This window comes from Ramlibacter sp. (genome assembly GCF_028292805.1).
Lineage (GTDB): Bacteria > Pseudomonadota > Gammaproteobacteria > Burkholderiales > Burkholderiaceae_C > Ramlibacter.
In genome coordinates, this window is sequence record NZ_JAQGLS010000173.1 from 1 (window position 1) to 14,029 (window position 14,029).

9 protein-coding genes are annotated in these 14,029 nt (G+C 71.2%); 2 read left to right on the forward strand and 7 right to left on the reverse strand.

Translation table 11 applies throughout. The features are described from left to right. Both recB and recC read right to left on the reverse strand, forming a co-directional pair. On the reverse strand, positions 1-2,672 hold a 2,672-nt coding region (gene recB / locus JWP65_RS10710), incomplete at its 3' end, for an exodeoxyribonuclease V subunit beta (protein ID WP_299763505.1). Further along, a complete protein-coding gene (gene recC, locus JWP65_RS10715; RefSeq protein WP_299763507.1) occupies positions 2,669-6,190 on the reverse strand; it encodes an exodeoxyribonuclease V subunit gamma in 3,522 nt (1,173 codons plus the stop codon). The genes recB and recC, both read right to left, overlap by 4 nt. An 82-nt stretch (positions 6,191-6,272) precedes the next feature. Here recC and JWP65_RS10720 point away from each other — a divergent pair, with 82 nt between their 5' ends. Together JWP65_RS10720 and JWP65_RS10725 are read left to right on the forward strand one after the other, a co-directional pair. Further along, the gene (locus JWP65_RS10720) at positions 6,273-6,698 is read left to right on the forward strand and encodes a CopG family transcriptional regulator (protein ID WP_299763509.1); all 426 of its coding nucleotides are present in this window, start codon (positions 6,273-6,275) and stop codon (positions 6,696-6,698) included. Positions 6,699-6,717: 19 nt separating this feature from the next. Beyond that, a complete protein-coding gene (locus tag JWP65_RS10725; RefSeq protein WP_299763511.1) occupies positions 6,718-7,770 on the forward strand; it encodes a PHB depolymerase family esterase in 1,053 nt (350 codons plus the stop codon). A 49-nt stretch (positions 7,771-7,819) separates the two neighbouring features. On the opposite strand, the gene JWP65_RS10730 is transcribed toward JWP65_RS10725, so the two are convergent. The 5 genes from JWP65_RS10730 to JWP65_RS10750 all read right to left on the reverse strand — a co-directional run bounded on the left by JWP65_RS10730 (position 7,820) and on the right by JWP65_RS10750 (position 13,653). Beyond that, positions 7,820-9,088: a glycosyltransferase family 4 protein gene (locus tag JWP65_RS10730; RefSeq protein ID WP_299763513.1), complete on the reverse strand. Its 1,269-nt coding sequence runs from the start codon at positions 9,086-9,088 to the stop codon at positions 7,820-7,822. 109 nt (positions 9,089-9,197) lie between these two features. Beyond that, on the reverse strand, positions 9,198-10,100 hold the full coding sequence (locus JWP65_RS10735; RefSeq protein WP_299763515.1) for a calcium-binding protein: 903 nt from the start codon (positions 10,098-10,100) through the stop codon (positions 9,198-9,200). 30 nt (positions 10,101-10,130) lie between these two features. Next, positions 10,131-10,274, reverse strand: a complete 144-nt coding sequence (locus tag JWP65_RS10740) for a hypothetical protein (protein WP_299763517.1) — start codon at positions 10,272-10,274, stop codon at positions 10,131-10,133. Between the two features lie 329 nt (positions 10,275-10,603). Further along, positions 10,604-11,935, reverse strand: coding sequence for an HlyD family type I secretion periplasmic adaptor subunit (locus JWP65_RS10745; protein ID WP_299763519.1), 1,332 nt, complete (start codon positions 11,933-11,935; stop codon positions 10,604-10,606). Positions 11,936-11,943: 8 nt separating this feature from the next. Beyond that, complete coding sequence (locus tag JWP65_RS10750) at positions 11,944-13,653, reverse strand: type I secretion system permease/ATPase (RefSeq protein ID WP_299763521.1); 1,710 nt, start codon at positions 13,651-13,653, stop codon at positions 11,944-11,946. Positions 13,654-14,029: the final 376 nt, after the last annotated feature.

The following is a 14,029-nucleotide window of genomic DNA, read 5'->3' on the forward strand; positions in this document are numbered from 1 at the left end:
AGCACGGCGATCGCATCGCAGCCGCCCAAGGCCGAGCGCAGGGCAGTCTCGATGCGCCCGGCCGGCACGCTCGCGCCGCCGGCCAGCAGGTAGCCGACGGCCGAGCGCTCCAGATTGCGCAGCGGCGCCACGCCGATCCAGCAGGCGAAGCGGGCCCGGGTCAGCGCCACGTACAGCTTGCGCAGGTCCTCGCCCAGCCGCTCGCGATCGACCAGCGCCAGCACTGCGTCGTCGCCGCTCAGCGCCACCTGCAGGCGGCCTTGCGCGTCGTGCCATTGGAGCGGCATGTCTTCCGCCTTGGCCGGGCGGAAGGCGCAGGCGAAGGGCACGAACACCAGCGGGTACTCCAGCCCCTTGGACTTGTGCACCGTGACCACCTTGAGCAGGTGGTCATCGCTTTCCAGCCGCAGCTGGCGGGTGTCGGCCACCGCCGCCTGGTCGCCGCGCTGCTCGGCCAGGTGGCGCACCAGCGCGTGCTCGCCTTCCAGCAGGGCGCTGGCCTGCTGCAGCAGTTCGGCCAGGTGCAGCAGGTTGGTCAGCTGGCGTTCGTCGCCGGCGGCCAGCAGGCGGCGCGGCACCTCGAAGTCCTGCAGCAGCCGGCGCAGCATGGTCATCACGCCCTGGCGCCGCCACTGGCCGCGGTAGCCGCGGAACTGCAGCACGCGCGCCTCCCAGTGCAGCTCGTCGTGGTTCAGGCGGTCCAGCGCGGCCCAGTCCAGGCCGAGCAAGGCGGTGCCCAGCGCCGCGCGCAGCAGCCGGTCGTCGTCCGGCTCGGCGCAGGCCTGCAGCAGTTGCTGCAGCTCGCCGGCGGCGACGGATTCGAACACAGTGTCCTTTTCCGACAGGTAGACGCTGCGCACCCCGGCCAGCTGCAGCGCCTCGCGCAGCACGCGGGCCTCGCGGCCATTGTTCACCAGCACGGCGATGTCGCCCGGCGTCGGCGGCCGCAGCGCGCCTTTGCCGTCGCGAAAGCCGGCCCGCCCCTGCTGCCCCAGCTGCAGCAGGTGCACGATGGCGGCGGCGCTGGCGCCAGCCAGCGTCCGGGTGTAGTCGCCGCTGCCGATTTCGCCGCCGGGGTCGGTCCACCAGCAAGTGAGGGCCGGCGCCGGCGCCTCCTGCACCCACCAGGTTTCGTCGCGGCCGCGGGCGCCGACTTCCAGGAAAGGCAACGGGTTGTCGCCGGCGTTGCGAAACAGGAAGGCGCCCTGCCCCGGCGTGCGCTGCTCGGCCTGGCCGAAAAAGTGGTTGACGGCCCGCACCATCGGTGCCGTGGAACGAAAGTTGGTGCCGAGCGTGGCGTGCCGCCCTTCGGTGGCTCGGCGCGCGGCCAGGTAGGTGTGGATGTCGGCGCCGCGAAAGGCATAGATCGCCTGCTTCGGATCGCCGATCAGCACCAGGGCCGTGTCGTCCTCGCGGCCGCCGTAGATCGTCTGGAAGATGCCGTACTGCAGCGGGTCGGTGTCCTGGAACTCGTCGATCAGCGCCACCGGGAACTGGGCCCGGATCAGCGCTGCCAGCCGCTGGCCGTTGGGGCCGTGCAGCGCCGCTGACAACTGCTTGAGCAGGTCGTCGAAGCCCATCTGCGCGCGGCGCTCCTGCTCGATTGCCAGCCGCGCCGCCACCCAGTGGGCCGCGTGGCACAGCACGTCTTGCTGGCCTTGCGGCAGGCAGCGCAGGCGCTCGCGCAATGTGGCCATGTCGTGCAGCGCGGGATGCTCGGGCGGTGAACCGACCTTCCAGGCTTCGTCCAGGCCGGCCGGGGTCAGGCGGTGTTCCGCTGCCGGCGTCAATGGGAACTTCGCCTCGGTGCCGGCGGCCCAGTCTTTCATGCACTGCAGCCAGCTGGCGCGGCGCGCCAGCTTCCTGCCATCGGCTTGCTTGTTCGTGATGCCGGTTTCGAGCAACGCCAGCAGTTCGTCGGCCCATTGCAGCCACGGCTGCTTGATTTCGACCAGCTTGCGCGCGCACTGGGCCCGGCTCTCGGCCAGCGCTGCGGCCGGCGGCAGGCCGGGCGGCAGCGCGGCGCCCAGGTCCATCAGCTTGCGCACCGGAGCGCCGAGCGCCGCCGGCGACTCCCACCAGCCGCCAACGCTGGCCACGTCGTCCGGCGCCAGCGGATAGAAGAAGGTGCGCCAGTAATCGCGCAGCGCCTCGTCCAGCAGCTCGCGCTGGTCGGCTTCCAGGGTCTGGCTGAACAGGCTGCCGCTGTCGAACGCGTGTTCGCGCAGCATGCGGTTGCACCAGCCGTGGATGGTGGAGACGGCCGCCTCGTCCATCCACTCGGCCGCCAGCCGCAGCCGCCGCGCGCAAGCGGGCCACTCGGTAGGCGGATAGCTGGCGCGCAGGTCATGCACCACGTCGACGCCGGCCGGCAGCTCGGTCACCGTGGCCGGCTCTTGCAGGAAGCGCTGCGCCGCTTCGGCCAGGCGGGCCCGGATGCGGTCGCGCAGTTCCTTGGTGGCGGCTTCGGTGAAGGTCACCACCAGGATTTCCGGCGGCGTCAGCGGCTCGGTGCGCGGAAAGGCGGCCTCGCCGCCGTGCCGCAGCACCAGCCGCAGGTACAGCGCGGCGATAGTGTAGGTCTTGCCGGTGCCGGCGCTGGCCTCGATCAGCGCGCTGCCGCGCAGCGGGAACGCCAGCGGATCGAGGATGGGGGCAAGCGTTGCGCTCATGCCGCGTCCCCGTCGGCGTCGCCAGCCTTGGCCGCCTTGGCCACGCTGGCCAGCATCGGCCGCAGCAAGACCTCGGCCAGTCGGCGGAATTCACCGTCGCCCCACAGCGTCTCGAAGTCCGGGAAGGCGCGCCGCAGATAGGGGCAGTCCGCGCATTCGCCGAACCGGAAAAACGCGGGCGCATGGTCTTCGTAGCACGCCCGGGCCTGCTCGCGCGCCTGCGCCACCGCGTCGTCGGGCGTGTCGGGCCGGGCTTCGCGCAGCCAGGCGCAGGCGCTGCGCACGGCGAACGGCAGCGGCCGCCGCATGCCGTCCTGCCAGGCGTCCAGCAGCACCGACCACCAGGCCGATGCCTGCTGCGGCGCCAGCGGCAGCAAGGTGGCGCTGCCGGCCTTGCTGACGATCACGGTCGTCATCGGCACGCCGCCCAGGTGGCCAGCCAGGTGCGCCACCCAGTGCGGCACCAGCTTGTCGTGGCGGTAGCGGCGCTGCTTGTCGACGATGCCGCTGCTCTCCAGCACCAGGCGGGCGCGCGCGCCGCCGGCATTGGCGCGCATGCCGGTCAGCCAGTCGTCCAGCCGCAATGTGCCTTGCGCGGTTTGCGTTTCGATCTCCAGCGGCTGGTCCGGCAAGGCTTCGGGCCAGGCGGCGCGCGCTTGCGCGTAGCTGGCGAACAGGTCGGCCATCGGCTGCGCCAGCTTTTGCACCGCGTGCTCGACGAAATGCCCCAGCGGCAGGTCGCCACGACCGGCGATGCGCTGCAACTGCGCCTGCAGCGCCTGCTCGCGCGAGCCGTCGGCGTCGACGGCGGCTTTCTGCGCCTCGATCAGCTCGTGCTGCAGCTGCCAGTTCTCCAGCGCGTCGGTGGCGAACGGCTCCTGGTCCTGGCCCACCGGGTCGTCATCGCCGAAGCGGATGCGCAGGCGCTCGCGAAAGAAGCTGCGCACCGGGTTCTTCAGGAACTCGGCGAGCAGACGCAAAGTCAGAGCGCCGTCGCGGGCCAGCGGCGGCAGCACCCCCGGCAGCGCGGAGCCGTCGGAGCGCACCGGCGCCAGACTGGAGCGCCACTCGCGCGCATAGCTGAACAGGCCGGGCGTGCTGCCGTCGAAGTAGGCGGCGTGGAAGGGCTGCAGCCGGTGTTCCACCGTCAAGGCCCGCAGCAAGTCGCCATCGTCTTCGGCGCGCCAGCCGGCGGCGAGGTGGTCGCGCAGCTGCGCCACCAGCACCGAAGGCGGCCGCTCCTCGTTGTCGTTGATGCCGCGGCCGACCCAGCTCACGTGCAGGTGGTCGCGCGCCGACAGCAGCGCCTCCAGGAACAGGTAGCGGTCGTCTTCGCGCCGCGAGCGGTCGCCGGGGCGGTAGTCCTGCCCCATCAGGTCAAAGTCCATGGTCACCCGGCTGCGCGGGTAGTCGCCGTCGCTCATCCCCAGCAAGGCGACGCGGCGGAACGGGATCGCCCGCATCGGCATCAGCGAAGCGAAGGTGACGCCACCGGCGAAGAACGGCTGGTTCAGGCCGGCCTGCTCCATGCGCGTGAGCCAGTGTTCGCGCACCACCGACAGCGGCAGCGCCTCGACCAGGGCAGCGTCGGCGCAGGCGTCTTCCCACTCCTGCAGCGCCGCCGCCAGACGCAGCAAGGTGAAGCCATCTTCGCTGCCGTCGTCGGCAGCGAAGAAGTCCTGCAGCAGCGCCCGCAGCCGCTCGCCCCAGGCGGCCGGCGCCGCTGGTTCATCGAGCACGGCCCAGTGCGCCTGCAGCGCATCGAGCAAGCGCACCAAGGGGCCCAGCAGCGCTGCGTCCAGGCCGCCGATCTCGTCCATTGGCTCGATCCCTTCCCAGGCCGCACCGGCGCCGACCGCATACCCGAGCCACATGCGGCGCAGGCCGAAGGCCCAGCTGTTCTGCTCGATGTCAGCCGGCAGCTCGAGCCGCTCGCGATGCCGCGCGTGCAGGCCCCAGCGAATGCGCGCGGCCACGATCCAGCGGTGCAGCAGCGGCAGGTCGTCCTCGGCGATGCCGAAGCGGGCGCGAACCGCCGGCACCTGCAGCAGGTCGAGCACGTCGCTGACCGCCAGCCGCGACTGCGGCAGCCCCAGCAGCATCTCCAGCGCGCCCAGCAGCGGATCGTGTTCGCGTTGCCCCTGGTCGGCCACGTTGAACGGGATGTGGCGCGCATCGCCGCGCTCGACCAGCCCGAACACAGCCTGAACGTGGGCGGCATAGATGGCGATGTCGGGCACCATCACGATGACGTCGCGCGGCCGCAGCGTCGCATCGGCGGTGAAGGCCGCGAGCAGCTGGTCGTGCAGGATTTCGACTTCGCGCTGGGGACCGTGGGCGACGTGGAACACCAGCGATCGATCGCGCGCCGGGTCGAGCGCGGGCCACGTCTGGCGCGTCTCGGCCAGCGGCCGCAGGTCGCGGATGTCGTCCTGCAGCTGGCGCAGCAGCGTGGCGCCGTCGTTGTGTTCGAACACGTCGATGCGCTGGCCGACGGCGGTGAAACGCGCCTCGTAGGCTTCGCGCTCGTCGTACTGGTCCAGCAGCCGGATGAAGTCGCGGCCCTGCTTGCCCCAGGCGGCCAGCAGCGGCTGCGCGTGCAGGTGCAAGGTTTCGGGCGCGGGTTCGCCGGCCTGCCCCGGGCGACGGCGCTGGCGCAGCTTGTCGGTGCGCAGCAGGTCCTGGTCGGCGACCACGTGCGACCAGTCGTGTTCGCTCGGGTTGTGCACGCACAGCAGCACCTGCGACCAGCGCGCCAGCGCGGCCAGCACCTCCAGCGCCTGCTGCGGCAGCGAGGAGATGCCGAACACGGTCAGCCGGCGCGGCAGGCCGGTGGGGGCGGCCGCATCCGGCGCGCGGGCGGCGGCCAGGAAGCGGCTGTGCACCTCGGCCCGGCTGCCTGCCGCGCCGGCTGCACCCACGTCCTGCAGCAGGATTCGCCACAGCCGCGGCTGCCACAGCAACTCTGGCGGAACTTGCGCGGCGCCGCGCCGGCTGGTGCGGATCAGGTCGCGGCCGGCGGCCCAGTCGGCCAGCCAGTCGGCCCGGTAGACCTGGTACTGGTCGAACAGGTCGGCCACGCGCAGCGCCAGCTGGTGCCGCTTGCGGCAATCCGGGTCGCGCTCCAGAAAGCGCCGCAGCGGCGCGAAAACCTCTTCGTGCAGGCAGGCCGGCAGCAGCCGCATCAGCCGCCAGGCCAGCTGGGCCTTGTCGAAGGCGGAGGCGCGCGGCACCGCATGCGGCCCCAGCACCTTGCGGTAGACGTCCCACAAGGCGCGCGAGGGCAGTTCCGTGCGCAGCGCCGCGGCAATGCCGGCGCCGCCCTCGGCCGGGTCCGCCGCCAGCGACAGCTTGAGCCATTGGGCCACGCCGTTGCTTTGCACCAGCACCAGCTCGTCCTCCAGCGGCGCCAACGGGTGGCGGGCCATCCAGGCCACCATCAGGTCGCGCAGCGACTCCGGATGGTTGCCATGCACGACCATGAAACCGGGCGGAAGGGAGACGGGGACTTCTGTCATGGAACGCCTCCATTATTGGGTACGGCCGAGAAGCTGAGAAAACCAGAAAAACCATCCACTTGGATGGTGCTAAGATGGAAATATGCCAAAAGCCAGCAGCAGATCCCTGACCGCGATCACCAGGCCAGTGGACGAGAAGATCACCATCAACCTCGGTTGCGTCGACCTGGGCCAGATCGACCTGCTGGTGCAGGAGGGCTTCTATGCCAACCGGACCGACCTGATCCGCACCGCCATCCGCAACCAGCTGGCCACCCACGGCGACGCCGTGCGGCAGGCGGTGGCACGGAAAACGCTTGTGCTGGGCATCCAGCACTTCAGCAGGGCGGACCTGCAGGCGGCCGAGGCAGCGGGCCAGACGCTGCAGATTCGCGTGCTCGGCCTGGCCACCATCGACCCGGCCGTCACGCCGGAGCTGGCCCTGGCCACCATCGAATCGCTCACCGTGCTCGGTGCGCTGCACGCCAGCCCCGCCGTGAAGGCGGCGCTTGCCGGGCGCATCCGCTGACCCTTTACCGAAAGAACCCATGCAGTACCCCTTCCAGCGCCTCATGCGCAATGCGACCCGGCTGACCGGCTACGGCCGCTTGCGCGCCGCCACGGCGGCCATCCAGACCGTGTTGCGCAGCGTCGCCGCCAGCCAGGCCGCCGCCCCTTCGCGGACCCGTGACGGTGTCATCGACGTCGAGGCGCGCCAGCGCGGGCAACGCTGCGACGAAGCCCCGGCCTCCAACCCGCCCGCGGGCGAGTTCGTCTCGGGCCGCTGGGGCACGGCCTCGCAAGGCCGCAACTACAAGCTCTACGTGCCGCCACAAGCCGGGCAAGGCCGGTTGCCGCTGGTGGTGATGCTGCACGGCTGCAAGCAGGATCCGGACGACTTCGCCGCCGGCACCCGCATGAACACGCTGGCCCGCGAGCAAGGCTTCTTCGTGCTCTACCCGGCGCAATCACGACAGGCCAACCCGCAAGGCTGCTGGAACTGGTTCAAGCACAGTCACCAGCAGCGCGGCCGCGGCGAGCCGGCGGCGCTGGCGGGCATGACGCAGGACATCGTGAACAGCCGCGGCGTCGATCCGGCGCGCGTGTATGTCGCGGGCCTGTCGGCCGGCGGCGCCATGGCGGCCATCATGGCCGAGGCCTATCCCGAGCTCTATGCGGCAGCGGGGGTGCACTCGGGGCTGGCGGCGGGCTCGGCCAACGACCTGACCTCCGCGCTCGGCGCCATGCGCAGCGGCAGCGCGGGCACCGCCGCCACCGCGGCGAGCCGCCCGACCATCGTGTTCCACGGCGATGCCGACCACACGGTGCATCCCACCAACGCCGGCCACGTCGTCAGCGCCAGCGTGCATGGCGCAGCGGCCGCCGAGAGCGAGCAGCAGCGCGGCGCCGACGGGCGCCGCGGCTACACCCGCAACGTGCACCGCGCCCCCGACGGCCGGGTGCTGGCGGAACACTGGGTGGTGCACGGCAGCCCGCACGCCTGGTCGGGCGGCAGCACCGACGGCTCCTACACCGACCCGAGCGGGCCGGATGCGAGCCGCGAGATGCTGCGGTTCTTCCTGGAGCAGCGCTTGGCTTGAAGCGCGGACTGCGGCTCGAGCGCGCAATGACAGGCCTCAGCCACAGGCCTCAGCCCCGCAGCGCGCCCAGCACCTGGGGCAGGCAGATGGACTGCAGGTCGTAGCGCTGCTGCACCAGCTCGCGCGCCTTGAGCCGCAGGCCGGCGAAGGCGGCCGGATCGGCCAGCACCTGCGCCAGCCGTGACGCCAGCGCCTCGGCGTCGAAGAAGTCGACCAGCACGCCGGTCACGCCGTCCTCGACCACCTCCTGCACTGGCGCCGTGCGCGAAGCCACCATCAGGCAACCGGCCGCCATCGCCTCCAGCGCCGACCACGACAGCACGAACGGGTAGGTCAGGTACACGTGGGCCGACGACACCTGCAACACCTTCAGGTAGTCGGCGTAAGGCAGCTTGCCGACGAAGAACACCCGGGCCCAGTCGACCTGGCCCTCGACCTCGCTGCGGTACCGCAGCCGGTAGCTGTCGCCCTCGGCCAACCGGCGGCCGTAGCTCACGTCGTCGCCGCCGACGATCACCACCCGCGCGTTCGGCCGCAGCCCCTGCAGCTTGGGCAGCATCCGCATGAAGGTGTGAAAGCCCCGGTACGGCTCCAGGTTGCGGGCCACGTAGGTCACCACCTCGTCGCCGAACGCCAGCTGCTGGCCGGCGATCTCCACCCGGGCCTGCGGGTCGGGCCGCACGACCCGGGTGTCGATGCCGTCGTGGACCACCGTGATCTTGCGCCGCAGCTCCTGCGGATAGGTGCCGGCCTGCCAGCCAGTGGGCGAGATGCCGGCGTCGGCGGCCACCAGGCTTTGCAGCTGCGTGCTGTTCTTGCTGCGCACCCGCAGCTGGTCGTCCAGGCTGGCCGGGAACTCGGGGTCGAAGCCGACGTCGGTGCCTTGCCCGTGGTAGTAGAACTCGCAGTACAGGACCTGGCGAGCGCGCGGGAACACATCGCGCAGGAACAGCGCCTCGCCCCAGCCCGGGTGCGCCACCACCACGTCCGGCTGGAAGCCGCTGGTGTCGCGCAGCTGCAGCAGCAGCCGCACGACCATCTGGCCGCGCCGCACGTGCCCTTCGTAGTCGCGCAGGTACGGGTGGGCCCGGCTGGGCACGGCGGCCGGCATCTGGTAGCCGAGCACGCGCAGCCGCGGGTGCAGCAGGGGCCGCCCTTTCAGCAGGCGCGTCTCGCCCACGCAAACGACCTCGTTGGCCGGATCGTCGGCCAGCGCCCGCACGGCGTGCCGGAACTGGCCGGGGAAGTTCTGGTGGATGAAGAGGTAGCGCAGGGCGAGGTCCGTTCCGAGGATGAGGGCGGCGGCTTCGAACCGCAATCGTATACCGTCGCTCAGAACAGGAAGTCGGAGGCGGTCAGCGTCGTGGCGCCCGCGATGTGAACGGCGAACTCCGCCGTCGCATCCGCATCGGTGCTGCCGTACAGCATCACCTTGCCGCTTTCGACCGCGAACCGCAGCTGGCCGGTGGCATTCGCGCTGAAAGCCTTGGGGCCGATGAACCAGAAGTCCTGCTGGCCGCCTTGCCGCCGTTGCCGTCCAGGGTGGACAGGTCGATCTTGTCGCTGCCACGGGTGAAGTCGGTGATCCTGTCCAGGGCGGCCAGCGTGCTTTCGACGGCCAAGGCGAACCTGAAGCGGTCGGCGCCGGTGCCGCCGGTCTGCACGTCGGCGCCGCCGCCGGCGTGCAGCGTGTCGTTGCCCGCGCCACCGCTGACGGTGTTCTTGCCCACGTTGCCGGTCAGCGTGTTGGCCAGAGTGTTGCCGGTGGCATTGAGCGAGCTGGCGCCGGTCAGCGTCAGGTGTTCGATGTACGTGTCGGCGGCCAGCCACCAGGAGATGCTGGAGAACACCGTGTCGACGCCCTCGGTGCCGGCCTCGCCGTCGATGTTGTCGCCGGCGTTGTCCACGTGGTAGGTGTCGTTGCCGCCCTCGCCGCGCAGGATGTCCGCGCCGCTGCCGCCATTCAGCACGTTCTTGCCGGCATTGCCGATCAAGGTATTGGCCAGGGTGTTGCCGGTGGCGTTGATCGAGGTGGCGCCGGTCAGCGTCAGGTGCTCGATGTAGGTGTCGGCGGCCAGTGACCAGGAGATGCTGGAGACCAGCGTGTCGACGCCCTCGGACTTGGCCTCGCCGTCGGCCGCAGCCAGGCCGGCGCCCACGCGCAGCACGTCATTGCCGTCGCCCGCGAAGAGGGCGTCGTCGCCGCCCGTGCCGGCGTCGATCTGGTCGTTCAAGCCGCTGCCCGCCAGCGCGTCTGCGGTGTCGCTGCCCTGCCGGTACACCGAGCCGTCCCCGAACACGAACTGCGCACCGTCCAGATTCGCCGGCAAGATGCCCGCCAGCGTGACGCCCTGCCCGCCCTACGAGACCAGCGTGCCCCCGTCCACGGCCCGGAACGACAGTCCGGTGGCCGGGTACCCTGGCGGCAACGTCACGGTATCGGTGTTGCTGTCGAAGGATGCGAGCGTGGTGTTGACGACGCTGAAAAACGCGTAGGCGGCCATGGAGTCTCCGTTCGGGCCGGGCGGATGCTACAGGGCGTTACTCAAGCAGAGGGCGCGCCAGATCTGTACTCCGCGGGTGGCCACGCGTGCCCGCTGGCCTGCCGCGGCCCTCCCCATTTCACGACGCAACCAATGGGGCAACACACGGAGACGCCAGCTGCGCGGTTTCGGTGCGCCATGGAGTCTCCGGCCGCTGGTCGCCCCAGCAATGAGAACGTTCCAGCTACCCGGGCGGAGCACTGCCGGCTGGAACCGAAGGCCGCAACATGAAGCTGGAGTCAGCCCTGGCCAGGGCCAGTGCCCATGGCCGCGGCGCGGTCCGTGCCCGCTCAGCGCTCCCGCGCCGCCCGCCGCAGCACCTGCGTCACTGGCTCCATCAGGTACTGCAGCGGCGTGCGCTTTTCGCCAACGATATAGACCTCGGCCGGCATGCCGGCCTGCAGCTTCAGGTCGCCCAGCGTCTTCATGGCCTCGGTCGAGGCCTCCACGTGCACCTGGTAGTAAGGCATGCCGCTGGCGCGGTCGATCAGGCGGTCGGCCGAGATGTAGCTGACGGTGCCGCGCACCAGTTGGGTGGTGCTGTAGTTGAAGGCGGTGAAGCGCACGTCGGCCTGCTGCCCGGCATGGACGCGATTCACATCCTCCGGCCGGATGTGCGCTTCGGTCACCAGCTTCGACTCGTCGGGCACGATGTCGGCGATAGGCTCGCGCGGGGCGATGATCGCACCCGGGCTGTTGTACTTCAGGTCCAGCACGCGCCCGCTCACCGGCGCGAACAGCGTCTGGCGGGCAAAGGCGTCGCTCGATTTGCGCTGCTCCTGCTCGATCTCGGAGACGCGCGCGCTGGTCACCTTCAGCTGGTCGCTGGCCTGTTGCTGGTAGTCGCTCTCCATGGCGCGGATGCGCAGGTCGGTGTCGACCAGCCGCTGCTCGGCCCGGGCCAGCTCGGAGCGCCGCTCCTCCAGCTTGACGCCGTAGTCGGAGACGCCACCGGCCAGCTGCGACACGCGCGCCTGCGACAGAAAGCCTTCCTTCATCAGCCGGCGCGAGTTCTCCAGTTCCTCTTTCTGGAACTGCTGCGATTCGATCGCCTGGGCCACCTGCGAGCGCAGCGCGACGATCTCCTGGTCGACCTTCGTGCGCTGCGTGCGCAGCAGCGCCACCTGGCCCACCAGCCCATTGCGGCGCGACTGGAACAAGGCCTGCTCCTTGGCGACCTGCTCGGCGACGCGCTGGTCGGCCGCGGCGCCCGCCAGCACCTCCGGCGGAAAGACCAGGGTGGGCGCCATCGCCCGCTCGGCCTCCAGCCGCGCCTGGGCCGCCCGCTCCACCGCCACGCGATAGTTCAGGCGGTTCTGGTCGGCGTCGACGGCCACGTCGCCCAGCACCAGCAGCGGCTGGCCCGCCTTGACGTGCTGGCCGTCGCGCACCAGCACCTGCCGCACCAGGCCGCCCTCGGCGTGCTGCACCGGTCGGCGGTTCAGGTCGACCTTGACGAAGGCCGGCGCCACCACGGCGGACGACAGGGGCGCAAAGCTCATCCACGCGCCCACCGGCAGCACCGCGCCGACGATCACGATCAGGCCGGTGCGCATCAGCCGGCGGGCTTCGTCGCCGTGTTCGGCCAGCGACTCGGCGGGCGGGGCAAGCGTGGTGGACATGGTGGCTCTCAGGCGGCCGACGGCGGCCGCGGCGGAATGGCGACGACCTGGCCCGGGGCCCGGGCCGGGGCCGGCGGCTGGATGCGGGCCAGCACCTCGGTCACGCGGCCGAAGTCCTTGACCTTGCCGGCTTCCAGCACCAGCAGCTTGTCCATCTGCTGGATCAGGTTGCCGCGGTGGGTGACCACGACCACCGTGACCTTGCCGCGCAAGGCCTTCAAGGCATCGGACAGCGCCTGCTCGCCGACGCCGTCCAGGTTGGAATTGGGCTCGTCCAGCAGCAGCAGCTTGGGGTCACCGTACAGGGCCCGGGCCAGCGCGATGCGTTGCCGCTGCCCGGGCGACAGCAGGCCGCCGCTCGGATCGATGAGGGTGTCGTAGCCGTCCTGCAGCGTCAGGATCAGCTCGTGCACGCCGGCGCGGCGGGCCGCCAGGACGGCCTGCTCGCTGTCGACGTCACCCAGCCGGGCGATGTTCTCGGCCACCGTGCCGGCGAACAGCTCGACGTCCTGCGGCACGTAGCCCAGCCACGGGCCGAGCTCCTCGCGGTCCCACTGGGCCAGGTCCACGTGGTCGAGGCGAACCGTGCCGGCGGTGGGGCGCCACAGGCCGCTGAGCACCCGCACCAGCGTCGACTTGCCGGCGCCGCTGGGCCCGACGATGGCCAGCGACTCGCCGGCGGCCAGCTGCAGCGAGACCCCGGAAAGCACCAGCCGGTCGCTGCCCGGCGGGCGGTACACCACTGCTTCCGCCACCAGCTGGCCGCTGGGCGTGGGCAGCGCCATCCGGGGGGCCTGCTCGCCTTGCTGCGACAGCAGCCTGGACAGCCGCTGGAAGGCGTTGCGCCCTTCAGCCAGCACGCGCCAGCTGCCCACCACCTGTTCGACCGGGGCCAGCGCCCGGCCCAGCAGCACGGTGGTGGCCACCAGCACCCCGGGCGTGGCCTCGCCGGTGATCACCACGTAGGCGCCGAGCGCCTGCAGCAACACCTGCACCGCTTGCCGGAACATCCGGGTGAGGGACGCCATGCCGACCGAGCGGCGGGCGGTGGGCCGCTGCAACTCGGTCACCGCGCCGTTCATGCGGCGCCAGCGCTCGACCAACGCCCGGCGCATGCCCAGCGTCTCCACCACCTCCGCATTCTCGACGGACGCTTCCAGGTAGCGGTTGGTCTTCCAGGCGTTGGCTTGCAGCGCCTCGATGTTGGAGCGGGTCAGCCGGTCGTTCAGCAGCGCCAGCCCCAGCATCGCCACGCAGGCCAGCGCGGCGGCGATGCCCAGGTAGGCATGCGCCATCCAGATCACGGCCACGTAGATCACCACCCAGGGCACGTCCAGGATCGCCAGCAGGCCCTGGCCGGAGAAGACGGCGCGCAAGGCGTTGACGTCGCGCAGGTTGGCGGAGCCCGGCGCGTGGGTGCGGCGCGCCGCCTGCGACAGCACTTCCGACGCGGTGGCCGGCGAAAGGTATTCGGCCACCATGTTGCCGACCACGCCCTGCAGGCGGTTGCGCAGGTAGTCCAGCCCCATGCTCAGCGCCAGCGCCACCGCCATCCCCAGCAGCAGCACCAGCAGCGTGTCCAGGCTGCGGCTGACCAGCACCCGGTCGAACACCTGCATCATGAACAGCGCCGGCGCCAGCAGCAGCATGTTGACGAAGAACGACAGGACGGCCAGGTGCGCGAGCGGTCGCTGGAGATACGCGAGAAGTGACTTCATGGGACGTGGGGCCGCGCTGCGGTAAGGCCGCGGGAATGGTAACCTGATCAGCCGCAAAGCCGCGCCCGCCGCAACTCACCCGGGCGACGCGGGTCGCGACGTGGCTTTCTGGCACGTCGTCAGGTTCGCCTGGCGACGCGCCAGCGCGCAGCCGCCGCCACGGGAGGGAGCGCATCATCCGCGTCGGTTCGTGCCGCGCTAGGATAATCAGCTGTCCATCCGCCCAGTCTCCCCAATGCCAGACCCTGTCCAAGACCCGAAGAAAAAGTCCGAATTCCTGATCGGCTTGCGCAACGGCGCCGTGCTGGCGGCGGTGGCGCTGGCCGTCGGCATCCCCTGGCTGCGCTCACGCCAGGCCGAGCCACCCGCAGCGCCG

Bases quoted from the DNA above. Each gene is read 5' to 3' on its own strand.
- recC (WP_299763507.1), bottom strand. From the start codon at position 6,190: ATGACAGAAGTCCCCGTCTCCCTTCCGCCCGGTTTCATGGTCGTGCAT.
- JWP65_RS10720 (WP_299763509.1), top strand. From the start codon at position 6,273: ATGCCAAAAGCCAGCAGCAGATCCCTGACCGCGATCACCAGGCCAGTG.
- JWP65_RS10725 (WP_299763511.1), top strand. From the start codon at position 6,718: ATGCAGTACCCCTTCCAGCGCCTCATGCGCAATGCGACCCGGCTGACC.
- JWP65_RS10740 (WP_299763517.1), bottom strand. From the start codon at position 10,274: ATGGCCGCCTACGCGTTTTTCAGCGTCGTCAACACCACGCTCGCATCC.
- JWP65_RS10745 (WP_299763519.1), bottom strand. From the start codon at position 11,935: ATGTCCACCACGCTTGCCCCGCCCGCCGAGTCGCTGGCCGAACACGGC.
- JWP65_RS10750 (WP_299763521.1), bottom strand. From the start codon at position 13,653: ATGAAGTCACTTCTCGCGTATCTCCAGCGACCGCTCGCGCACCTGGCC.